The sequence below is a fragment of the Photobacterium lipolyticum genome (genome assembly GCF_003026475.1).
Taxonomy (GTDB): domain Bacteria; phylum Pseudomonadota; class Gammaproteobacteria; order Enterobacterales; family Vibrionaceae; genus Photobacterium; species Photobacterium lipolyticum.
On sequence record NZ_PYMC01000026.1, the window covers coordinates 16,201 to 40,006 of the forward strand.

The 23,806-nt window shown below is 44.6% G+C and carries 19 protein-coding genes and 1 tRNA gene; 9 read left to right on the top strand and 11 right to left on the bottom strand.

Annotated features, from left to right (window positions below):
• Positions 1-213 precede the first annotated feature (213 nt).
• The gene (ppk2, locus tag C9I89_RS21290) at positions 214-1,023 is read left to right on the top strand and encodes a polyphosphate kinase 2 (protein WP_107285337.1); all 810 of its coding nucleotides are present in this window, start codon (positions 214-216) and stop codon (positions 1,021-1,023) included.
• A gap of 47 nt (positions 1,024-1,070) precedes the next feature.
• On the opposite strand, the gene phoU is transcribed toward ppk2, so the two are convergent.
• The 4 genes from phoU to C9I89_RS21310 all read right to left on the bottom strand — a co-directional run bounded on the left by phoU (position 1,071) and on the right by C9I89_RS21310 (position 6,572).
• A complete protein-coding gene (gene phoU / locus C9I89_RS21295) occupies positions 1,071-1,781 on the bottom strand; it encodes a phosphate signaling complex protein PhoU (protein WP_107285338.1) in 711 nt (236 codons plus the stop codon).
• A gap of 11 nt (positions 1,782-1,792) precedes the next feature.
• Entirely contained in the window at positions 1,793-2,611 is an 819-nt protein-coding gene (pstB, locus tag C9I89_RS21300; protein ID WP_107285339.1) for a phosphate ABC transporter ATP-binding protein PstB, read from the bottom strand.
• Between the two features lie 26 nt (positions 2,612-2,637).
• Positions 2,638-4,275, bottom strand: a complete 1,638-nt coding sequence (pstA, locus tag C9I89_RS21305; protein WP_107285340.1) for a phosphate ABC transporter permease PstA — start codon at positions 4,273-4,275, stop codon at positions 2,638-2,640.
• A 68-nt stretch (positions 4,276-4,343) separates the two neighbouring features.
• Positions 4,344-6,572, bottom strand: a complete 2,229-nt coding sequence (locus tag C9I89_RS21310; protein ID WP_107285341.1) for an ABC transporter permease subunit — start codon at positions 6,570-6,572, stop codon at positions 4,344-4,346.
• Between the two features lie 314 nt (positions 6,573-6,886).
• On the opposite strand from C9I89_RS21310, the gene C9I89_RS21315 reads away from it, so the two are divergent.
• Genes C9I89_RS21315 through ppx form a run of 3 tightly spaced genes read left to right on the top strand, consistent with a single transcriptional unit; the run spans position 6,887 to position 11,010 of the window.
• The gene (locus C9I89_RS21315) at positions 6,887-7,399 is read left to right on the top strand and encodes a glycine cleavage system transcriptional repressor (RefSeq protein WP_107285342.1); all 513 of its coding nucleotides are present in this window, start codon (positions 6,887-6,889) and stop codon (positions 7,397-7,399) included.
• A gap of 16 nt (positions 7,400-7,415) precedes the next feature.
• The gene (gene ppk1, locus C9I89_RS21320; RefSeq protein WP_107285343.1) at positions 7,416-9,515 is read left to right on the top strand and encodes a polyphosphate kinase 1; all 2,100 of its coding nucleotides are present in this window, start codon (positions 7,416-7,418) and stop codon (positions 9,513-9,515) included.
• Positions 9,505-11,010, top strand: coding sequence for an exopolyphosphatase (ppx, locus tag C9I89_RS21325; protein ID WP_107285344.1), 1,506 nt, complete (start codon positions 9,505-9,507; stop codon positions 11,008-11,010). The genes ppk1 and ppx overlap by 11 nt, the downstream gene beginning before the upstream one ends.
• A 40-nt stretch (positions 11,011-11,050) precedes the next feature.
• Here the strand turns inward: ppx and C9I89_RS21330 are convergent, their stop codons facing one another.
• The 3 genes from C9I89_RS21330 to phoB form a co-directional block, all read right to left on the bottom strand.
• Positions 11,051-12,001: a PstS family phosphate ABC transporter substrate-binding protein gene (locus tag C9I89_RS21330; protein WP_107285356.1), complete on the bottom strand. Its 951-nt coding sequence runs from the start codon at positions 11,999-12,001 to the stop codon at positions 11,051-11,053.
• 124 nt (positions 12,002-12,125) lie between these two features.
• Complete coding sequence (gene phoR, locus C9I89_RS21335) at positions 12,126-13,430, bottom strand: phosphate regulon sensor histidine kinase PhoR (RefSeq protein WP_107285345.1); 1,305 nt, start codon at positions 13,428-13,430, stop codon at positions 12,126-12,128.
• 40 nt (positions 13,431-13,470) lie between these two features.
• Positions 13,471-14,160 (bottom strand): phosphate regulon transcriptional regulator PhoB, encoded by a 690-nt coding sequence (gene phoB / locus C9I89_RS21340; protein ID WP_107285346.1) that lies wholly within the window; start codon positions 14,158-14,160, stop codon positions 13,471-13,473.
• 402 nt (positions 14,161-14,562) lie between these two features.
• Between phoB and rdgC the strand changes: the two genes are divergently transcribed.
• From rdgC to C9I89_RS21360, 3 genes are all read left to right on the top strand, one after another.
• Positions 14,563-15,474: a recombination-associated protein RdgC gene (rdgC, locus tag C9I89_RS21350; RefSeq protein ID WP_211315290.1), complete on the top strand. Its 912-nt coding sequence runs from the start codon at positions 14,563-14,565 to the stop codon at positions 15,472-15,474.
• A gap of 263 nt (positions 15,475-15,737) precedes the next feature.
• The gene (locus C9I89_RS21355) at positions 15,738-16,994 is read left to right on the top strand and encodes a tyrosine-type recombinase/integrase (protein ID WP_107285349.1); all 1,257 of its coding nucleotides are present in this window, start codon (positions 15,738-15,740) and stop codon (positions 16,992-16,994) included.
• Between the two features lie 363 nt (positions 16,995-17,357).
• On the top strand, positions 17,358-18,257 hold the full coding sequence (locus C9I89_RS21360; protein WP_107285350.1) for a hypothetical protein: 900 nt from the start codon (positions 17,358-17,360) through the stop codon (positions 18,255-18,257).
• A 102-nt stretch (positions 18,258-18,359) separates the two neighbouring features.
• Here C9I89_RS21360 and C9I89_RS21365 read toward each other — a convergent pair whose 3' ends face one another.
• Together C9I89_RS21365 and C9I89_RS21370 are read right to left on the bottom strand one after the other, a co-directional pair.
• Positions 18,360-18,980, bottom strand: coding sequence for a recombinase family protein (locus tag C9I89_RS21365; protein ID WP_107285351.1), 621 nt, complete (start codon positions 18,978-18,980; stop codon positions 18,360-18,362).
• A gap of 225 nt (positions 18,981-19,205) precedes the next feature.
• Positions 19,206-19,832, bottom strand: coding sequence for a YagK/YfjJ domain-containing protein (locus tag C9I89_RS21370; protein ID WP_107285352.1), 627 nt, complete (start codon positions 19,830-19,832; stop codon positions 19,206-19,208).
• 657 nt (positions 19,833-20,489) lie between these two features.
• Here C9I89_RS21370 and trhP point away from each other — a divergent pair.
• The gene (gene trhP / locus C9I89_RS21375) at positions 20,490-21,881 is read left to right on the top strand and encodes a prephenate-dependent tRNA uridine(34) hydroxylase TrhP (protein WP_107285353.1); all 1,392 of its coding nucleotides are present in this window, start codon (positions 20,490-20,492) and stop codon (positions 21,879-21,881) included.
• 5 nt (positions 21,882-21,886) lie between these two features.
• Positions 21,887-22,141, top strand: a complete 255-nt coding sequence (locus C9I89_RS21380) for a YfhL family 4Fe-4S dicluster ferredoxin (protein WP_107285354.1) — start codon at positions 21,887-21,889, stop codon at positions 22,139-22,141.
• Between the two features lie 97 nt (positions 22,142-22,238).
• On the opposite strand, the gene C9I89_RS21385 is transcribed toward C9I89_RS21380, so the two are convergent.
• Both C9I89_RS21385 and C9I89_RS21390 read right to left on the bottom strand, forming a co-directional pair.
• The gene (locus C9I89_RS21385; protein WP_107285355.1) at positions 22,239-23,219 is read right to left on the bottom strand and encodes a sugar-binding transcriptional regulator; all 981 of its coding nucleotides are present in this window, start codon (positions 23,217-23,219) and stop codon (positions 22,239-22,241) included.
• A gap of 470 nt (positions 23,220-23,689) precedes the next feature.
• Positions 23,690-23,766, bottom strand: a tRNA-Asp gene (locus tag C9I89_RS21390).
• Positions 23,767-23,806: the final 40 nt, after the last annotated feature.

Genomic DNA, 23,806 nt, shown 5'->3' on the forward strand with positions numbered 1-23,806 from the left:
AAATTCTCGCTGAAACGAGCATCTTGAGGTTACTTGGGTATATATCAATTGAATAGTTTTCTGCATCAACACCACAGAAAACCCTCGCAATATCTGCTCTTATCCCGCTTGATCGTCATTTGTCACAACGTTTAATTCGTCACCATGCTGATCTGGCATTACTATTAGATAGCGATGAGGCAGGAAATCATAACAGCGCCGACGGAGTAGGACATGGCCAATAATCCATCAGAAGAAAAACTAAAAAAGAAAGATTATGCTCAAGAGCTCGAACGGTTACAGGTTGAGCTGGTTAAGCTTCAAGAGTGGATTAAGCACAGCGGGCTTAAAGTGGCCGTCATTTTTGAAGGGCGGGATGCCGCGGGGAAAGGCGGCGTGATAAAACGGATAATGGAAAAACTTAACCCTCGGGTATGCCGTATCGCAGCCTTGCCCAAACCGACCGAGAGAGAAAAAACCCAATGGTATTTCCAGCGCTATGTCGCCCACCTTCCCTCGGCAGGAGAAATCGTACTGTTTGACCGCAGCTGGTACAACCGGGCAGGGGTCGAAAAAGTGATGGGGTTTTGCAGCGATGAGGAATACGATGAGTTTCTCCGTTCGTGCCCTGAGTTTGAGCGCATGCTGCTGCGCTCCGGAATTATATTGCTGAAATACTGGTTCTCGGTTTCCGATGAAGAGCAGGAAAGTCGCTTCCTTAAGCGCATTAATACCCCGATAAAACGCTGGAAATTCAGCCCTATGGATCTTGAATCCCGAGGCCGCTGGGCAGAATACTCGGCCGCGAAAGACAAAATGTTTGCCTATACCGATACCAAGCAATGCCCGTGGTGGGTGGTAGACGCAGACGACAAAAAGAAGGCGCGGATCAATTGTATCTCACACTTGATCTCCCATATCCCTTATGAAGAAATCCACTATCCTCATATTGAGCTGCCGGAGGTCAACAAAGAGGGATATGTTCGTGCCCCGGCAGACAGCCAGACCTTTGTGCCTGACAGGTTTTCTGGTCATAAGCCATGAGACCAATAGTGAGAAATAACCACGTGAATAAGTCGATGGCTGACAAGTTATTTTAGGACGTTTTCTAACTCATCCGGGTTAGTGTGACGGATATCTTTGCCCTTTACGAAATAAATAATATACTCACAAATATTCTGACAACGATCACCGACACGCTCGATAGAACGCGCTGACCACATCACCTGCAGAACATTCGGAATAGAACGCGGATCTTCCATCATATAGGTCATCAACTGGCGAATAATGGCCTCGTATTCACGATCAATGCGATCATCTTCTTGATAGACTTCAATGGCAGCTTTGACGTCCATACGGGCAAAGGCATCTAATACCTCATGTAACATTTTAACGGCATGCTGGCCCAGAGATTCCAGCGATACCAATAAGGTGTATTGCTTATTGGTGAAATTCTCCAGTGCTACTTTCGCAATGCTTTCCGCGACATCACCAATACGTTCCAAATCCGTAATGGTTTTGATGATCGCAATCACCAGGCGTAAATCACTGGCGGTTGGCTGACGTTTAGCAATGATACGGGTGCAAGCTTCATCAATTGCCACTTCCATGGCATTGACTTTGTGATCACCTTTAATCACCCGCTTAGCCAGTTCAGCATCTTGCAGGTGCATCGCTTTCAGTGCATCAGCTAACTGCTGCTCAACCAGCCCGCCCATGGCTAATACATGGGTACGAATACTTTCCAGTTCAGCATTAAACTGGCCTGATATATGTCGGCCTAGGCTTAAATTATCCAACATGTTGTGACTCCTTAACCGTATCGGCCGGTAATATAATCTTCGGTGCGCTTCTCTTTCGGGGTGGTGAAAATATCGTTCGTATTGCTGTATTCCACCAGCTCTCCCATATGCATAAAGGCTGTTTGATCTGACACCCTTGCCGCCTGCTGCATATTATGAGTCACAATGATCACCGTATATTTGGTTTTCAGCTCATTGATCAGCTCTTCAATCGTCAGCGTTGAAATCGGATCCAGTGCTGACGTTGGTTCATCGAGTAATAAGACTTCAGGTTCAATCGCTATCGCCCGGGCTATCACCAGGCGCTGTTGCTGACCTCCCGATAAACCAAACGCATTCTCATGCAGTCGATCTTTCACTTCATCCCACAAGGCGGCTGCCCGTAGCGAGCTTTCTACCGCATCATCTAACACTCGACGATCGCGGCTCCCTTGCAGTCGCAGACCATAAACCACATTTTCATAAATTGATTTAGGAAACGGGTTGGGACGCTGGAATACCATACCAACTCGGCGCCGTAGCGAGGCCACATCGACCTTACTATCATAAATATTCTGGCCATGAAGCATGATTTTCCCATCAACGCGACAGCCCTCAACCAGCTCATTCATCCGGTTGATACAGCGTAATAAGGTTGACTTACCACACCCCGACGGGCCGATAAAGGAGGTCACCTGCCCTTTGGCAATCCGCATATTTATATTGAACAGCGCCTGCGTATTACCGTAATGCAGATCCAGCCCTTCAATCGACAGCGCGGTTTTCTCTTCGGGTAACGAGGCTAAATCTAATGGCTCAAAAAATCCCATTGTAGTGTTAACTGAAAGCATGTATTTACTCGCTATTGCTCAACTCGTTACTGCTCCAAAGAGCGGAATTTCTCACGCAGATGATTTCGAATACCGATAGCTGTTAAATTCAATCCAACAATCACCGTAACCAATAAAAATGATGTAGCGTAAACCAGCGGGCGTGCCGCTTCCACATTGGGGCTCTGAAAACCAACGTCATAAATATGATAACCAAGATGCATAAACTTGCGATCCAAATGCACATACGGAAAATGGCTGTCAACGGGCAGGGTCGGTGCCATTTTGACTACCCCCACCAACATGAGAGGGGCGACTTCACCGGCCGCTCGGGCCACCGCTAAAATTAACCCGGTCATGATCGCCGGACTGGCCATTGGCAGCACAATGCGCCATAAGGTTTCAGCTTGGGTTGCCCCTAGAGCCAGAGAACCATGACGTACCGAATTAGGAATTCTAGCTAACCCTTCTTCGGTCGAGACAATCACAACAGGCAGCGTCAGAATCGCCAGGGTTAACGCAGACCACAAAATACCCGGTGTACCAAACGTAGGCGTCGGCAGTTGGACAGAGAAGAACACATCATCAATGGTTCCCCCCACCATATAAACGAAAAAGCCTAAACCAAACACACCATAAACGATGGAAGGTACACCCGCTAGGTTAATCACGGCGACGCGGATTAATTTGGTCAAGCCATTTTTACCCGCGTACTCATGAAGGTAAATGGCAGCCATGACACCTAATGGGGTGACAATAATGCTCATCAGTAACACCATAAATACAGTGCCAAAAATTGCAGGAAAGACACCGCCTTCAGTGTTAGCTTCGCGCGGGTCTTCGGTCAGGAACTTCACCACCTGACTCCCCCAATGGGCGATTTTACCACTGTATGTCAGATCATTCGGATACCAGACATCTAAGATCTGCTCCATAGGGATCCTGACCTCAACACCGTCCATGTCACGTACAACTAAGGCCTCATCCACCAGCTTTTGTTGTAACGCGAACAGGCGCTGTTCAATCCGGCTATAGTCTTGTTGCAGCTGTTGCTGCTCCAGCGCTATCGCCTGCTTGGTAGTGTCATCCAGCTGGTTACTGAGTAACAGATTACGTTCTTTTAACCGCAGCTGTTCCAGCCGCCAGTTAATATTGTCAATTTCAGTTTGCTGCAAGTTATCCCGTTCAGTGCGAACCTGGGCGGTTTCGGTCAGAGCCAATGATAACTCACTGACATGACGCGATTGATTCTCATTGATTAAACCAACCGGATAACCATAAAACTTACCGTTTTTATCGCGATCTATCACCGCAATATTATAAGCGAGGGCCTGATGGTCTATCTGAATATCAAGCAGGGTAATAAAATCGAGTTCGACCCGCTCTCTGTTGCCGGTTTTAATCAGATAACGGGTGACGCTGTTATCTTCAACCGCAGAGACATCAATCCCCGCCTCTGCTAATTGGTCAACCGGGATACGCTGACGTTCATAGATTTCGCCAATGAACACCTGCTTATTGCCATCGAGCGTGACATCAAACTGATACACAGGTGCCGGCCAGAAGAAACTGAGTCCCTTCCAGCCAATCAACAATAGCAAACCTAATACCGCAATCAGACTCAAACTAACAGCCCCGGCCGTTAGCCATATCCAGGGCGAACCTGATTTAAACCATTTTCCCATCAAGCATTCACTTTAATCGTCGTCATTGCACATATTCCACTAACTGCTCAGCCAGGTGAACAGCGACATTATAACGAACTGTATTTTTCACGCAGCCGCTGGCGAACCAGCTCGGCAATGGTGTTAAAAACAAAGGTAGCAATAAATAACACAAAAGCCGCCAGGAATAGTACCCGATAGTGAGAGCTGCCCACCTCAGACTCCGGCATTTCAATCGCAATCGTCGCCGACAAGGTCCGTAACCCTTGCAGCACATTCCAGTCCATAATCGGGGTATTGCCTGTCGCCATCAGCACGATCATCGTCTCACCAACAGCCCGTCCTAGTCCCATCATAATAGCCGAGAAAATCCCCGGGCTGGCCGTTAATAACACGACCTTGGTTAAGGTCTGCCAGTGCGTCGCCCCTAATGCCAGCGAGCCACTGGTCAGATGGCTAGGCACCGAGAAAATCGCATCTTCGGCAATGGAAAAAATAGTCGGGATCACCGCAAACCCCATTGCGATACCAACGACTAGGGCATTGCGCTGATCGTAGCCAATTCCCCATTCATTGGTGAGAAAAATACGGACATCACCGTCAAACAACCACTGTTCAACATACGGACTCGCCGTAAAGCAGGCATATCCCAACAACACTATCATCGGCGTCAAAATCGCAATATGCAGGCCATTGGGTAATTTATGACGCCATTGCCCCGGCAGCACAGACCAGCTCCACCCCACCAGCAGAATCATCAGCGGCAGCATGACCAGGCTCATGACGATCCCCGGTAAGAAATCTTCAACAATCGGTGCCAGCCACAAACCAGCCAGAAAGCCTAAAATCACGGTAGGCAGCGCTTCCATGATCTCCACCGTCGGCTTAATCACACTTCGCATTGCTGATGACATAAAATAGGCGGTATAAATTGCGCCGGCCAATGCCAGCGGGATAGCAAAGAACATTGCATACATCGCAGCTTTTAAGGTACCGAATATAATCGGGACTAAGCTAAGCTTAGGTTCAAATTCATCACTGGCTGAAGTGGATTGCCAGACATAATCCGGTTCGGGGTACCCTTCGTACCAAACTTCCTGCCATAACGATGAGAAACCAATTTCCGGATGGGTATTGTTAACCGCATAAAGATGCCATTCATCCGCGGTTAACACCAACAGGCGATCAGCCCGGGGGGAAATAGCCACCGTATCCGGTGCAGCGGTAAACAACGTCTCTTGATACAAAGCGGCCTTATCCGCGGTGTAGTACGCCGATAACATCCCATTCTGCTGAATAGCAAAAAAGCCTTTACGGTAATATTCCGGCACCAACTGCACTAACGCACTATCTGATAAAGAAAAGTCCCGTGCTTTTACCAGCGATCGTTTGCCCTTAGCCAGTATTTCAAACCATTGTGATACCGTATTGCCACTAGTGGTGATCAATAATGAGTTAGCGCCTGACAACAAATCAATTTTTAAAGGCTTGCCCTGACCATCACTGACATCAACGACCTCTCGAGTTTGGGAGCCCGAACCGTTAATTGCCATCACATAGAGATAATTGCCACTCAGCAGATACAAGGTACGCCCATCAGGCGTGACCGCCAGATCGGTAACCTTGTTCGGAATATCACTAATTTCAAATAAATTGCTCTGCCATTCCAGCTGGCGGGTTAACAGGTTATCTTGTCCGGCAAATGTCAGCGCGACAAGACGGTGATCAGCCGTTTTACCGACCACAAGCGCGTTGTCTGTTCGTACCGATATGGCCAGTTGCGTAATAGCCTGCCCCTGTGGATCCAGTACAAAAGATGGTTGTCCTAGCGGGTAGTCAATCTCAGGCGTCGTGACTCTTTGGTTGTTTGGAAATGTCACCCGAAATACGGGCTTTACAATAGTGACTCGTCCATCCGGGTTACCATACGCAAATACAGCATCACGCGGTAAACTCTTCGCGAAGCTCGTGGGTTGTTCAGTGACGGTATGTTGGCTAACGATCTCGCCAGCTTGGTCTTGTGGCATCAGCCGAACAAAGCTCAACTCCCCCTGCTGTGACAGCCGATAAGCCAGATCATTATGCTCATCGATACCCGTTGCTGCGGCGGTATCAGAGAAAGGAAGGGTAAAAGTCTGCTGCTGCTTTACGGTCACCGACGAGAAGATAGGTACAGTAACATACAGCAAATAGAAAAAAATCAACACTAAGGTAAGAAGTACTAAAATGCCACCAGCAGTCACTCCATAACGCGCAAACCGGTCTTTTAAACGTCGACTACGGCTTTCTCCCATCAAAAATGCGCTGGCGTCTGCCATTATTACCTCAAACCTTTTTCATGTTTACTGATATACCTAAGCCTGCTCAAGATACGAGAATTCGGAGTCTTTAGTTGGCTTGGGTATATTATGTCTTTTTAATGACATTTTTGTGACAATTATAGTCCACTTGTTAGCCGCCAATTAGAATGACATAAAGTGACAATAAAATATCATTATTCTTAACCCTTTATGACCTCAGGCTGATTTAAATCACAGGATTCTCAGTGGATCTGGACAGAATGAAAACATGCTCTGATAATGAATTAGTGTTTTGTCTAAACATTTGCCTACCGCGGAAAAGGAAATTCGTTATGAAGCACCTCATCATCACTGTTATTGGTAAGGATCGTCCAGGCTTAGTTGAACAGCTTTCAGATACGGTCTACCAGAATAATGGTAACTGGCTCAGTAGCAGTCTAAGTAAACTGGCGGGTCAATTTGCCGGTATCCTGCAAATCGAAGTTGCCACCAAACACATACCGGAGTTAAGCAAAGCGTTATCTCAAATTGATGAGCTCCAGCTCCACATTGTAGAAGATCAAAGCCAAACATTGCCATCGCTGACGCTGCATCAGCTCACCGTCACCGTTAATGATCGCCCCGGCATTGTCAAAGAGGTAACAACTCTGCTCAATCAACTGGGTATCAACATCCATAAACTAAAAACCGACACCCAAAGCGCACCTAACTGGGGCTACCCTATTTTTAAGGCTCATTTCCTATTAGAAATGCCGGCAAACCTTGAACTCGGTTTTGTCCAGCAAGAGCTTGAAAAACTGGCTGACGATCTAACGATCGATATTGATGACGGTGTACCAGCATAAGTTGTGAAACAAGAAAATGAGTACGGAACCCCTTTATCTTGAGAAAGAGCTCAGTTGGCTTTCATTTAATGAACGTGTTCTTCAAGAGGCGGCCGACAAGTCTGTACCTCTGATAGAGCGCGTCCGTTTTTTAGGGATCTTTTCCAGCAACACCGATGAATTTTATAAAGTCAGATTTGCTGATATCAAGCGCCGTATTCTGATCAGTCAGGTACAGGGGGGAGATGAAAACGCCAAGTACCTGCTCAGCAAGATCCAGAGCCGGGTACTTAAAATGAATCAGGATTTTGATGCGTTATATAATGAAATTCTGCTGGAAATGGCAAGACGCCATATCTTTCTGGTCAATGAGCTTCAGCTTGAAGAATATCAGCAAAACTGGCTACGCCAATATTTCCGCAATACGATTTTGCCTCATGTCACTCCGATCCTGCTCACCGATAAGATCAACCTGTTGCAATTTCTAAAGGATGAATACTCGTACCTGGCGATTGAAATCCAACAAGGAGAGAACAAGCGTTACGCGTTAATTGAAATTCCGACCGATCAGCTACCTCGTTTTATTCAGCTTCCCGAGCCAAAGGGCAGGCGTCGTAACACTTTAATTCTGCTAGATAATATCATCCGTTTCTGCATCGACGATATCTTCAGTGGCTTCTTTGAATATGACAGACTTGAAGCCTATTCAATGAAGATGACCCGTGATGCGGAATATGACTTAAGCCAGGAGGTGGAACACAGCCTGCTTGAGCAGATGTCGGAAGGCCTGAACCAGCGCGTGACCGCGATGCCGGTCCGCTTTGTCTATCAGCGTGAGATGCCGGGGAATATGATTGATGTACTGTGCAGCCTGCTAAAAGTCTCCAGCTATGACAGTATCATTCCCGGAGGCCGTTACCATAACTTTAAAGACTTCATCGACTTTCCTAATGTCGGACGAAAATACCTGGAATACCCATCTTTGCCACCGCTTCAGAGCTATCAGTTTACCCGTGCGCGCAATGCCTTTGATGCCATCAAAGCGCAAGATATTCTTCTCTACTATCCCTATCACACCTTCAATCATGTCACCGAGCTGGTGCGTCAGGCGTCTTATGATCCCAAGGTACACAGCATAAAGATTAGTATTTACCGAGTCGCCAAACACTCCCGGATCATTGATTCAATGATTGATGCCGCCAACAATGGCAAACAGGTCACCGTAGTGGTCGAGCTGCAGGCACGATTTGATGAGGAGGCCAATATTGAATGTTCTCGCCGCCTAACTGAAGCCGGGGTTCATGTGGTATTTGGCGTTCCGGGGTTAAAAATTCACTCTAAGCTATGTCTGATCACCCGCCGGGAGGACGACAAACTGGTTAGGTACGCACATATCGGTACTGGTAACTTCAATGAAAAAACTGCCCGGATCTATACCGATTTCTCATTAATGACCTGTGATCAGGAACTTGCCAATGAAGTCCGGCAAGTGTTCGGCTACATTGAAAACCCGTATCGCCCGGTACAATTTGAGCACCTGATCGTATCGCCACTCAATGCTCGCTCACGCCTGTACGATTTGATCGATCGTGAAATTGCTCATGCTCGGCAGAATCTCTCATCAGGTATTACACTTAAGGTAAATAATCTGGTCGATAAAGACTTGATTAACATGCTCTATCAAGCCAGCAGTCATGGCGTAAAAATCAGGCTAATTATACGTGGTATGTGCGCGTTGATCCCCGGAATCAAAGGGATCAGTGACAATATCTCAGCAATCAGCATTATTGACCGCTTCCTTGAACATCCTCGGGTCGCGGTTTTTGAAAACAATGGCGATCCGGATGTCATGATCTCTTCCGCCGACTGGATGACCCGTAATATCGATAATCGCATCGAGGTCGGTTGCCTGATCCGTGACCCAGCCCTGAAGAAAAAAACAATCGATATTCTGAATATCCAGCTTACCGACACCGTGAAAGCACGAGTACTCGACAAAGCGATGAGCAACCAATACGTACCGCGAGGCAACCGACGGAAAATACGGTCGCAGATAGCCATTTACGATTACCTCAAGCAAAGCGAAAAACAACTGAAAAAACAGGCCGAAAAAGCGATGAATAATAATGATACCTGATCACTGCCAGCGCCCTCGAGAAATAGCCGCTATCGACTTGGGCTCGAATAGTTTCCATATGGTCGTCGCCAGAGTTGTCGGGCAAAGCCTGCAAATCATCAGCCGACATAAGCAACGTGTTCATCTGGCCTCTGGGCTGGATGAACAGCAAAACCTCGATCTAGCCGCCATTCGACGCGGTTTGACTTGTCTGGCAATGTTTGCGGAACGCCTGCAAGGGTTTGAACCGGAAAATGTTCGTATCGCTGCCACTTATACCTTACGCCAGGCCAGGAATGCCCATCTGTTTTTAAAGCGAGCTGAAAGCATCATGCCCTACCCCATTGAGATCATTCCGGGTACCGAAGAAGCCCGCCTGATCTATTTAGGGGTCGCCCACACTCAGCCGGAAAGCGGTCGTAAGCTGGTGGTTGATATCGGTGGGGGCAGTACCGAACTCGTTGTTGGCGAAAACTTTGATACCAGGCTGCTCTATAGCAAACACATGGGATGCGTGAGCTACAACCAGCACTACTTTGCAGAAGGGAAAATCAGCGGTGAAAATATGGCTGCAGCCCAACTGGCGGCTCAGCAAAAAATGGAAAGTATTGCCAGTCAATACCATAAACAAGCCTGGGATAAGGCGATTGGATCATCAGGGACCATTAAGGCTATTCGCGAAGTGTTGATTGCCAAAGGATACAACGACGGGGTGATCACCAATAAACGACTCAATCAGCTGGTTGAACAGGTGCTATCGTTTAAAAATAATGATGAACTGGATTTACCCGGGCTAAGTGATGATCGAAAACCGGTATTTGCCGCCGGCCTTGCCATATTAGCGGCCGTATTCCAATCACTGAAAATTGAAGAGATGATTTATTCTGACGGTGCTTTGCGTGAAGGCCTGTTATATGAGATGGAAGACCGGTTCCGCCACAGCGATATCCGAACCCGCACCGCGAGCGCAATGGCAAGCCAGTACCATGTCGATATTGATCAGGCGACCCGAGTCAAAGAGTGTGCTGAAGATCTTTATGCTCAAGTCGAACCACAACCCGGGCCGGCTAAATCTGAGCTCTCAACCTTGCTCGGTTGGGGGGCATTGTTACATGAAGTCGGACTAAGCATAAGTTACCCCGGCTTTCATCGTCACTCTTCGTACTTACTGCGATACAGCACCATGCCAGGTTTTAATTTGGAACAACAGACGGTACTAGCAACCCTAGTCCGCTTTCAGCGCAAGGCACTGAAGCTGGAAGAAATGCCGGAACTCAGCATTTATAAGCGTAAACACCTATACCCATTGATCCGTACTCTGCGACTGGCTGTTGCGTTAAATGGCCAGAGAACCGATGAGCCGCTTCCGAAGATACATGTCAAAGCAGACAAAGAATCATGGGAATTAACCCTGCCGGCGGGCTGGCAAGAAAATAACAAGCTGTTGGCTGCTGACTTACGGCAAGAACAAGAGTATTGGGCAAAAGCAGGATGGGAACTAGCTATTAGTTCGTAATTAGTTATTAGTTCGTAATTTGCTATTAATCCAACACATGCTATAGCCCTAATCGCGCTAAATTCACTTCCACGACTGCAGCGGGTAAAGGGATATAACCATCTTTATCGACAATGTGCTGGCCATGACGAGACAGGATGAATTTAATGAACTCTGCCTGCATAGGAGCCAAAGGTTTGTTCGGGTGCTTATTGACATAAATATAGAGATAACGCGCCAGCGGATAGCGACCGTTAATCGAATTCTCGATGGTGGCATCAATATAATCAGTCCCTTTTCGGGCAATCGGAATAGCGCGTATTCCCGTAGTTTTATACCCGATGCCGGAATAACCTATTGAGTTTAATGAGGTCGATACCGACTGAACCACCGATGCTGAGCCCGGTTGCTCATTCACATTATTGCGAAAATCGCCCTGGCATAAAGCGCGCTTCTTAAAATAACCATAGGTGCCAGATACCGAGTTACGACCAAACAACTGGATATCACGCACAGCCCATTTCCCCGTCAGGCCTAATGCCCCCCAGCGAGTGATCGGCTGCGTACCTCCGCATCTTAACGTTCGTGAATAAATTGCATCGAGCTGTTCGAAATTCATCCCCTGCAATGGGTTATCTTCATGGACAAATACCGCCAGCGCATCAATTGCGACGCGAATGGCTGTCGGTTTATAACCATATTCAAGTTCAAAAGCCTGAATTTCTTTCGACTTCATCTGTCGGCTCATCGGACCCAGCTGAGCCGTTGCTTCAGTCAAAGCCGTCGGCGCGGTGGATGATCCCGCTGTCTGAATTTGAATGTTCACATTCGGATACAGGCGTTTAAACTCTTCCCCCCAGTAAGTCATCAGATTCGCCAGCGTATCTGAGCCTACCGAAGAAAGGTTGCCGACAATGCCGCTCACCCTTTGATATTCCGGTAATTCAGCCTCTACAGCCCAGGCTGAACGGCCGAAAAGCAAGGCCAGCGATAACAAGACAATACGAATCATCCCCTCTGAGGTGCGGAACATCATGGTCATAGAACAGACTTTATCCTTTTCGTAATTGTTGTACGCAACGACAAAAGCGACCGTCATTGGCCGCCACTATGTTCCGCCCTTCTTACGGAGCACACTACGCAGCTTTCTTCACCAGCCGCCGCGGCAAGGTGAACGAGAAAGTACTGCCTTCGCCTAACACACTTTCAATTTCAAGTTGCGAGTCATGGTGGCTTAACGCATGTTTCACAATCGCCAGACCTAAGCCACTGCCCCCGGTCTCTCGGGAACGCGCTTTGTCGACCCGATAGAAACGCTCCGTCAGGCGATGGATATGTTGCGGTGCAATGCCGTCACCACTGTCGGTCACTTCCAGCCGCGGCCCGGCGGCCGTCAAATACCAGCGAACCGAAATGGCGGCATTATCGGGAGTATGCTTCACAGCATTGTATACCAAATTAGAAACCGCACTGCGTAGTTGTTCGGCATCACCTAATACATGCAACGACTTATCGACATCAAAAGTAAACTGCTGGTTCTTTTCGCCACTGAGCGAAATGGCTTCTTTCTCTAAAATATCCAGCATTGCAGGCACATTGATCGTTTCTTCGAGCTCAATATTCGGTGCGGCTTCAATTTTTGATAACGTCAGCAACTGTGCGACCAGGGAATTCATCCGTACCAGCTGTTCGGTCATAACCCCATGCGCTTTGTCCCACATCGGCCCCACCAGCATCTCAGGATCTTTCGACATTTCCAGATAACCTTGCAACACCGTCATCGGCGTCCGCAGTTCATGGGAGACATTAGCAAAAAAGTTACTCCGCATGCCTTCCAGCTGCTTCAGCTGCGACACATCACGCACGACCATCAGGTACTCACCTTCGGTGTAGCGCATAATTCGCAATTCCAGAGTGCGGTCGTAATTTAGCGGCGAGGTGACTTCGAGCGGAGACTCAAATTCCTGTTTCGCAAGATAGCGAACAAAATCAGGGCTGCGGAGTAAGTTGCTGATCGGCTGACCCGCATCATCAGGCCAGCGAAAACCGAGCAGGTGTTGAGCCAGCTTATTACACCAGACAATATTCCCTTCACTGCGAAAGACCACCACCGCATCAGGCAGGGATTCGGCACCATTACGGAAGCGGCGAATGAGTGTGGCTAGTTCTTTGCGGCGACGTCGGTTTCGTTGTTGCAAACGGTACATGCCATTGAATAGCGGCTCCCAGCTACCAGAGCCGGAGGGGGGGGTCAGACTACGCTCTTTCCATAACCAGTCAGACATTTTTAATTGATTATGAAAATGCCAGATCAGCTGGATCCAGGTCGCAACCAGTAAGAACCACGGCAAATAGCCGAAAATCTGCCCGAGAATTACCCAGGGCAAGTAAAACAGGGTCAGTTCCCAAACCAGCTTTTTCCACGACAGCCGTTCGACCATTCACAACTCCATGATAACGTAAACGCTCGTAGTATCTCAGTTACATACGTGTCGAGAATCGATAACCCGCACCGCGAACGGTTTGCACCATCTTATCATATCCGCCCTCTTCCAGCGCTTTCCTCAAGCGGCGAATATGAACGTCGACTGTACGATCTTCAACATACACGTTGGTCCCCCACACATTGTTCAGTAGCTGTTCCCGGCTATAAACTCGTTCCTGGTGAGTCATAAAGAAGTGCAGCATTTTGAATTCGGTTGGCCCCATATCCAGAGGCTCATCATTGGACGTAACGCGGTGGGAAACAGGATCCAGTTTTAAACCCTGAACATCAATCACGTCATCCAAGGACGTTGGAGAAGAGCGGCGCATTACCGCTTTAAGACGCGCCATCAACTCTTTGGGTGAAAACGGTTTGGTAATGTAGTCATCGGCACCGACTTCAAGCCCTCGGACCTTATCTTCTTCTTCACCACGAGCCGTCAACATGACCACCGGGATCTGACGAGTCATCTCATCACGCTTCAGGTGTTTAATCAGGTTGATCCCTGAGCCTCCCGGCAACATCCAGTCCATCAGGATTAACTCAGGATAAGGCTCGCAAATCTTATCCAGTGCACTGTCATAATCTTCAGCTTCAATTGGCTGATAGCCTTTCTGCTCTAGTACAAAACACAACATCTCGCGAATTGGTGCTTCATCTTCTACAACAAGAATCCGTCTTCCCATAGCTATATTTACCTAAGTAGTTGCTGTCTTCGTGGGCCATTATGTTTGTTAATTATGACACTTTTGTGACCCTGTGAGATTAAATCCTATTCAAGGATTCATCAATTCGCAATGCATCTGATACCTTCTTGCGCTAAGTACAGTTCAAATAATTTCAGAGACTTAAATTTCACCCTATAAATAGTCTCCTGATTACTACTACCACCAACCGCTTCGACAGCGGACTGGATACCGATACTTTCACCCGCCAGGTGGTTTAGCTGTATATAAAAAGCATTCTCAATTGTACCCCGCCAACCACAATATTGAAGATCACCAGAGACAGAAAAATTGCGACAAATCCAGAGCAATACAATAAGATTGTCAGCTAAATGCACAACCCTAGGATTTGTAACTACCATGATGTGGTTTAAAAACGTATTAACCTATCGCTTTACCCGTGAAATTGACCTCAACCCAGATCAGATTGAAAAACAACTGGAAGAGTTCCGATTTACCCCGTGTGGCAGCCAAGACATCCAAAAATTTGGTTGGGTACACGCGCTGGGTAAACATGGCGATATGTTCACACATGTAGTGGGCGACAATATCCTTGTCTGTGTGCGAAAAGAAGAAAAAATGCTGCCAGCATCGGTCATTAAGGAATCACTTAATGCCAAAGTGGAAATCCAGGAACAGGAGCATGGCCGTAAACTGAAAAAGAGCGAAAAAGACACCATCAAAGATGAAATCGTGATGGATTTACTGCCGCGTGCCTTCAGTCGTCACTCGCAAACCTATGCGTTGATCATGCCGAAAGAAGGCTTCATCATCGTCGATGCAGGTAGCTACAAAAAAGCTGAAGATTTATTGGCGCTATTGCGTAAATCGATTGGTTCTTTACCAGTTGTACCTGTAACGCCAGAAAAGCCTGCAGAACTGACCATGACGGAATGGGTTCGCTCGAATACTTCTCCGGCTGGCATGACTATTGGCGAAGAAGCTGAGCTTAAAGCCATCTTAGAAGACGGCGGCGTGATCCGCTGTAAGCAGCAAGATCTAAGCTGTGATGAAATCCTTGCTCACATTGAAGCCGATAAACTGGTAACCAAGCTGGCCCTGAACTGGCAGGATCGTATCGACTTCGTTCTTGAAGCGGATCTTGGCATCAAGCGCCTAAAGTTCTCTGATGAAATAAAAGATCAGAATGAAGATATCGACCGCGAAGAAATCGCAGCACGTATCGATGCCGATTTATCATTGATGTGTGGCGAATTCTCAGCCTTCCTGCCGAATGTATTTGAAGTACTTGGCGGCCTGGAAGTTAAAGAATAATTTTAAACGTGCCGAGGTACGAGTGGCTAGTTTCGAGTCTTCGTACCTCCCATTTTCTACAATCTCCACCTCCACTCGCCTCTCTCTACCCGAATCTAAAGCCAGTTTTAATTGCCTTTGAGGTACTGATCACAGTAAAATCCTGCCTCCTTCCGCATCACTAGGTGATTGCGGCCTGATTTGGAATCAGGTCACTTGACATATAAGCACTTAAAAATCAACAATATATAACAGTGAATCCAAAACTATAAACGGAAGTATAAATGGATGCTGCAAAAATGCTTGAATCACTTGATGAAGCAACCCTAACAAAACTTATTAATATAGTTCAGACCGATTATCAGCCACCAGCAGAAGTGCAACAAAATAAAACTCAAATGAAACGGGTTGGTAATGGTGTTTCAATCTATAAACAATCCAAATCTAAAAACTGGTATGCCCGTATTCACCTACCAGCAGAAGGTATCATCAACTTCCGACAATCGACACGTACAGCATCAGAAGATGAAGCAACCGAAAAAGCCATTGAATTGAAATTAACTTGTACACTTAAGGTGCAAGAAGGAATTCCACTTGGTAACAGAAAGCAGTTTAAAGAAGTAGCCAAACAAGTAGAAGGGTTTTATAAAAATCGAAATAACTCTAATGATCCATATTACATATCAATAATACATAATCATTTGTTACCGACTTTCGGACATTTACCTATAGATCAAATTAAAACATCCGATATTCGCAAGTGGCATGAAGGAGCTGGCCTTAGAACACAATCTATGGTGTCAAGTTTACACACCGTATTACGCAGGATTTTTACTATTGCACATGAAGATGGGTTAATTAAAGTTAAACCTGAATTCAAAGGAGCTGAAATAAAAAAAGCTGAAAGACGTGAAGATTTTAGCAAGGAACAATTAGAAGAAATATTTGAATTATTACACAAATGGAGTAATTCAAAAGAAAGACGCAAGATATTAAGCTATTACTGTATTTTTCTCTTGGAAACAGGGGCAAGAACTGGTGAAGAAGTTATTAATATTCGTTGGTGTGATTTACGAAGAAGTGAAGTTCAAAATAACTCAGGAAAGACGGGAAAGGACTGGTATGCAAGAATTAGCAAAGGAAAGACTGAAAATTATAATAAAGGTGGTAGGGATATTTTAATATCCGCAAGCGGAAATCAATCTAAAATATGGGAATATTGCTTAACACCGCTTCGAATTCTGCATGGCTTTGAAAATATTGATGAAGCAATAAAAAGTGAAAGAAGACTATTTGAAGACTCCAAAGGGAAAGTAGCAAGATTCGATGACTTATTTGCCAGATTCCGCAAGCATCACAACTTAGCTAGTTGGTACAAACTATATTCATTTAGACACACCTATATCACACAAAAAATTATCAGTGGCGAAGAATATGCAAGAATCTGTTCGCAATGTGGTACAAGTGTTGAAATGCTTGAAAAGCATTATAGCCACGCAACGATTAAACGATTTAGACAAAAAGACTTTTATGATAGGTGATACGTTTCACGTATCACCTTCCCTTCGCCAGCCTTCGGCTATTGATCAGGGGGTCGCAGGCGGGACGTCACCCGCATTCGCTCCCAAAATCGCCTTCGGCTTCATCATTATCATAACGAATTTTCTTATACTGTTAGAAATAAAACAGATCATATGCTTTTTATTCTGTTCTCCTGATAATATATGAATAATGTCTCATTTTATTAAAAATAACAATAACTGTTATGGCATAAACCATCAATTATCTGTATGATATTAATACAATTTATTATGGATATAGATTCTACATTAGATCAAAACTTAATTAGGGTTTAATATCCGTCAAATCTACAAAAATCACTTAACCTATAATTAAGGATAATAATGAAAAAAGTATATTTGGGATGTTTAATTGTTGCCTTTTCTTTAGTTGGCTGTAAAACAACCGAAACAAGTGAAGCTGCATCTGAAGAAAACACCAATCTACAGTTCGTCAATAATAATGACATATATAATAGCCAAGATCTTTATACAGACTTTAAACTTACAGCAGCAAACTTGCCAAAAGATAAACTTAAAGATATCTATAAAGAAACACTAGAATGGGTGGCACAAGAAGAATTATTGCCTAACTTAAATAGTGTGATAGCTAAGAGAATAGAATCAACTAATACAAAAAAAAGTCTATCCGGTGAAGTTTTTGTTGATATATTAGGAAATGACCCAGTATTAACCATTTACACTCCGGGAGGAGTTATAATTCCTAACTATAAAGATTGGCTTAATCAGATAAACAAAAGCTGGACAGAATACACTAAAAAAATATCAACAAAATCAATAACTAATGTTGAATTATTGAATCCTAAAAAGGTAAACCTTGAACCAATAAGAAAATTACGTAACTATGATATTTCCGCTTATTATGCAAATTTCGAAGCTATAAAAGAGAATATACAATCAAAATATCCTGAACTATATGTCAGTTCACCTCAACTATATGTAACAGACGATGAATTAATATCTGTATCCCCTTGGTTGGTAACACCTTTAGAAAGAACTATGTTTTCTTCAACTCACATCGTTGCATTATCATATTATGAAGATGGTGAATTAAAGACTAACGCTTATAACCAGAAAGCATTATTAAACGCTTTGAAGACAAAGTACGTCGTACAAGAGTTCTCAGATCCAACTTTTCATTACATATTAAAAATCGATAAAAAAGATTTACCATCATTTGAAAATGATGTACGAAATCTTATCAGTACCCTAGACCCCAAATAACATAATTCAGATCAAAGGCCACATAACGTGGCCTTTATATTCATAATAGCATAGAGTCGATAATTATAATTAACAAGTATTTCTCTTTGCGTGATAGTTAACCTATATTTCTATAAGTGTTTTTGATACTTTTGCAACAGTAGCACGACTACAATTTAATGTTTTAGTGATCTCGCTGTAGGTACTTCCAGCCTTTAACAATTTGCTAATTGAATCATGCAGCGCCTGATCTATAGGCCTTCCTTTAAATTGACCATTAGATTTAGCCTTTGCTATACCTTCCTTTTGTCTACGCTTACGATCTTCATAATCCTTTCTAGCCACCGCTGCAAGCATATCAAGCAACATGCCATTAACTGCTTTCATAATACTGTTAGTAAATTCGTTAGTGTTATCTTGAATCACTAACTGCCAGCTTGTCGGCATATCAAGTGAAACTATATTGATCCCTTTACTACAAATTATTCCTTTTAATTTCTGCCAATCGATTTCACTTAGTCGACTTAATCGGTCAACCTGTTCAAGAAGAATACAATCGCCACTTTCAGCAGTGTCTAATAATTCAAACAGTTTCGGACGCTGCAAACTTGCACCAGATTCATTTTCAACAAATGACCGTGACAAAGTAATGTCATATTCATTTGCAAATTTTTGGATCGCATCTATAGCTCGATTAGCATCTTGTTCTTTTGTACTTGCCCGTAAGTACGGATAGATTCTCATAGTATTAAGTCCCTTTAGTTTCTTTTAAGTAGTTTCTTAACTTTAGTTCATTATAAGTGGTTTAGTAAATGATTTTTATATCATATTGACCACTTATTTTTGGTTTGTTTTAGGTATACCTTTTAAAACCACTAATATCAGACATGCACTTCCCTATTACTCATCAAAGAGAGGAAGTACATATCAATTAAGTGGTAAGTAAATGGTTTTTACAATGATTAGATATTAGCAATGAGATCTGGTGAAGTACTCAATATGTTCACCTTTCTTTGCAAAAAACTTAGTCCTTTTTTTACAAAGATAAGATATATGCGTGAAACAGTCATTTGTTGCTTCTGTATCTTCTCTTGATATTCTATGACTACGACAAATATGAACCAAGCCTACTGCGTTATCTTTTATCGATGCTTGCCAAGAAGAGTAAATGACATTCCATAATCCCTTCCCGTTTCTGTCATGAGTTGGCAATAGCCCAAGACTATTATGATAGTGCTTATTCGCATCTAGAAATAAAACAACATGAAAGTGCTTACTACTTGTATTAGTCCCTTTTCGATCCTTACTCTTTTCTATCGCAATAATATGCTTAAAAGAACCACCGTATTTTTTTGAGTACTTCTTTTTTAAGTTCTTAATAAAAGCAGTTCTGTATTCCTTCACATCCACGTCACCAAAATAACTTGGAAACCGAAGGTCAAAACGAACCACTGTACAACGTTTATATTGATCAAGCGCCGAATTCAAAACTTCAATGGTACGGTCTAGATACTCAACGACAAAAGGATAGTTTTTATTTGATTGGTGTAAATTGTAATTCTTATACGCGCGATTATCTGTAAATGTATATCCCATACAACATAATTCCTCCTTAAAATATAATGATTAAACTCCTATCTAATACAATTACCGTACCCTACAGATACAGCAACACCACACCAGCAGTGGGCTAGTGCGGTAAGATTTCATTTTTTTGGGGGGTAAAACCTTGAAATGGTTAAACCTTCCGACAGGAATACTGTCGCATACTTCGAATTAGTATGCAACTTCATTTCAATTGTGTATGACTAATGCAATTCCGATAGATAATCTACGATCATTAGATTTAATCATAACCTAATAAATAGAATGCCTCCATTAAAGCCACTCAAACACGTGCTATGGCCTTTTATTAATAGCAGTAATGCATTCAAATGCGATATGCCTAAAGTTGCTGTAAAGGCTTCTCAGCGCTTCTGAGGGAAAGGGGCATTTTCGGCATCATATGTGGCTCTCTAAGGTACCAAATACACAAATAAGCACACTGCTACATACAAACTTAGGATTATGACTGACATTCAGCAGTCATGATATTACTTTTCTTCATGAATTTGGTGTAGAATCCTCTACCCAATATTGCAAGCAAAGTATAAATGACTATAAACGTTAATTTGTTTCTGTAAGCATTTGATTACGTTCAACAAATACGAAGTTGGACACTGATTTGGAATCAGACACTGAGAATTATGAGCTATGTTTAAACCTGAATTGTTATCCCCTGCTGGCAGCCTTAAAAACATGCGTTACGCATTCGCCTACGGCGCTGATGCCGTCTATGCTGGCCAACCTCGCTATAGCCTTCGAGTTCGTAACAACGAATTCAACCATGAGAACCTGAAGATCGGTATCGACGAAGCTCATGCCCAAGGCAAGAAATTATACGTGGTATGTAACATTCAGCCGCATAACTCAAAGCTGAAAACCTTCATTCGCGATCTGAAGCCAATCGTCGAAATGGGCCCTGACGCACTAATCATGTCGGATCCGGGTCTCATCATGATGGTACGCGAAAACTTCCCTGACGTAGCCATTCACCTCTCTGTTCAAGCGAACGCAGTAAACTGGGCAACCGTAAAGTTCTGGTCGACTCAAGGTGTTGAACGAGTGATTCTTTCTCGTGAATTATCACTGGAAGAAATCGAAGAGATCCGCGAACATTGCCCAGACACTGAACTGGAAATTTTCGTTCACGGTGCACTGTGCATGGCATACTCCGGCCGTTGTCTGCTTTCTGGTTACATCAATAAGCGCGACCCTAACCAAGGCACATGCACTAACGCTTGCCGTTGGGAATATAAAACAGAGAAAGCCACTGAGAACGACGCAGGCCAAATTGTTGAAGTACAACAAGCATCAACAGTACAAATGCAAGAAGCTGAACGTCCTGACAATACGCTGGGTCTTGGTAAGCCAACCGATGAAGTGGTACTGCTAAGCGAAAGCCACCGCCCTGAAGAAAAAATGGCGGCGTTTGAAGACGAACACGGCACTTACATCATGAACTCTAAAGACCTTCGTGCTATCCAGCATGTTGAGCGTCTAACGAAGATGGGTGTGCACTCACTGAAAATTGAAGGCCGTACTAAGTCTTTCTACTACTGTGCGCGTACTGCTCAGGTTTACCGTAAGGCGATTGATGATGCTGTTGCTGGCAAGCCATTTGATGAGAGCCTGATGGGTACGCTTGAAAGCCTGGCACACCGTGGTTACACCGAAGGCTTCCTGCGTCGTCATACTCACGATGCATACCAAAATTACGATTACGGTTATTCAATTTCTGATACTCAACAATTTGTCGGTGAATTCACCGGTAAACGCCGCGGTGACTTAGCTGAAGTTGAAGTGAAGAACAAATTCATCGTTGGCGATAGCCTTGAAGTCATGACCCCACAGGGCAACGTTATCTTCAATCTTGAGATGATGGAAAACCGTAAGTCTGAAACCATCGACGATGCGAAAGGTAACGGCCACTTTGTCTTTATTCCTGTACCTGCGGATATGGACCTAGATTATGCCCTGCTAATGCGTAATCTAGGTACTGGCCAAGATACTCGTAACCCTCACGGTTCAGAAAACGGTAAATAATCGTTATGGCCTTGCTCATTACTGAAAAGTGCATCAATTGTGACATGTGTGATCCTGAGTGTCCTAACGAAGCGATCACCATGGGTGCCGAGATCTACGAGATCGATCCGAATAAATGTACAGAGTGTAAAGGGCACTATGACAAGCCAACTTGTCAGTCGGTTTGCCCTATTACCAACTGCATTGTTACGGATCCTGCCCATATCGAAACTGATGACGAACTGCTCGAAAAGTTCGTCACCCTGCAGGGGCTGGCTTAATTGTCAGTGTGATTTAAAAAAGCGCCAAAAGGCGCTTTTTTATTAGCTCAAACTTTCCATGAGAGAAATCACCACGACTAATTTTCATTAAATCTGACTACTTCATCTGCTGATCCAGATTGAGAATCGTCAGTGCATTACTGACACTTGTTGCAAGAACATCCACAATACCAGAGCGTAATGCACCCAATAACGCCAACGCCTTACTGTTTTCTGCTGCGGTAACCACCACCGTCGGAATATGACGCAACTCTTCCATACTAAGGCCAATAACTCGATCACTCATCATGGTGTCAGCCTGCTGACCCTGGCTATCGAAAAAGTCATAACCTGCAATATCACCGACAACGCCTTTACGAATTCGGGCTTCAACAATTTCTTGAGGCGTAAACCAACCCAGTTTTACCATGTGGCTGTTTTCGTTCATATCACCGACACCAACTAAAGCCACATCAGCACGGCGAGCACGATCCAGGGTTTCCTTTACGGTACCGTTTTTCATAAATGATTCTTTGACTTTTATGTCTTCAACATAGGCTGGGGCATACAATGTCTCACTAATGCCATCGTATTTTTTTGCTAACTGACGGCAGATGTGATCAGCATTAATCGCATTACCTGAGCGGTGAGTACCACCAATACCACAAACAAAGCGACATTTACGGTGAGGCACCACGCCAACATGGCTAGCGATAGACGCAATATTCCTTCCCTGACCGACAGTCACTACCATATCGTCAGTCAAAATGGTGGATAGATAACTGGAAACAAGACTCGCCACCTGTTGTCGCTGAGCTTCTTCATCCGGCTGATCGAGTGCAATCAAAGCGCGCTTAAGGTTAAATCGTTCAATTAGCTGTTGTTCGAGCTTTTCACTAAATACCGGGTGATATTTAACCGTAATTTCAACCACCCCCTCATCCCGTGCACGACGAAGCAAACGGCCAACTTTGGCCCGAGACATTCCAAATTTCTGCGATATTTCTTCCTGGGTAGCACCATCCTGATAATAAGCAATGGCAATCTCGGTAAGTAAATCACTATCAATGTTTGTGTTGTCATTTACATTTGCGCTCATCGCACTATCCTTTCTAACTGCAATTCAGTTAATCCACTGCGGTCAATATTACTATATGCGCGTAACTAAATGGATATTAAAGCGGTATTCACTAAACGGTTTATAGATGATGCAGATGTACAGCTATTTCAACCTTGAACACAAAAAAGGTGACAAAGATTTTATCCTACCATGTACCAATGGCTAAATGACGCCTAAGGTGTTGAATTTAAGAAGGCTGGCAGGCTGTGCAGCTTTTTAACTATTGAAAGCCAAAAGCTTAAAAGGGTGTACATGGAATAAAATGGAAACAAGCCATACCGCGTCATCCTCGAAATCGAGGGACGAGATTATCGGGGATCCATCGCGCGTTGCTCGACCGAGGCTGTGAATTCCCTATTTCGCTCGTGCCTCGCTGTAGGGAATGACGAGGTTTTTGCTTTTATTCAAACGTAAAAAAGCCCAGTCTTTCGACTGGGCTTTCTTATTAGTGGCGGAGTGGACGGGACTCGAACCCGCGACCCCCGGCGTGACAGGCCGGTATTCTAACCAACTGAACTACCACTCCGCAGTGTCTATTCAGCATAAAGCTATTTGGCGCCTGGCGA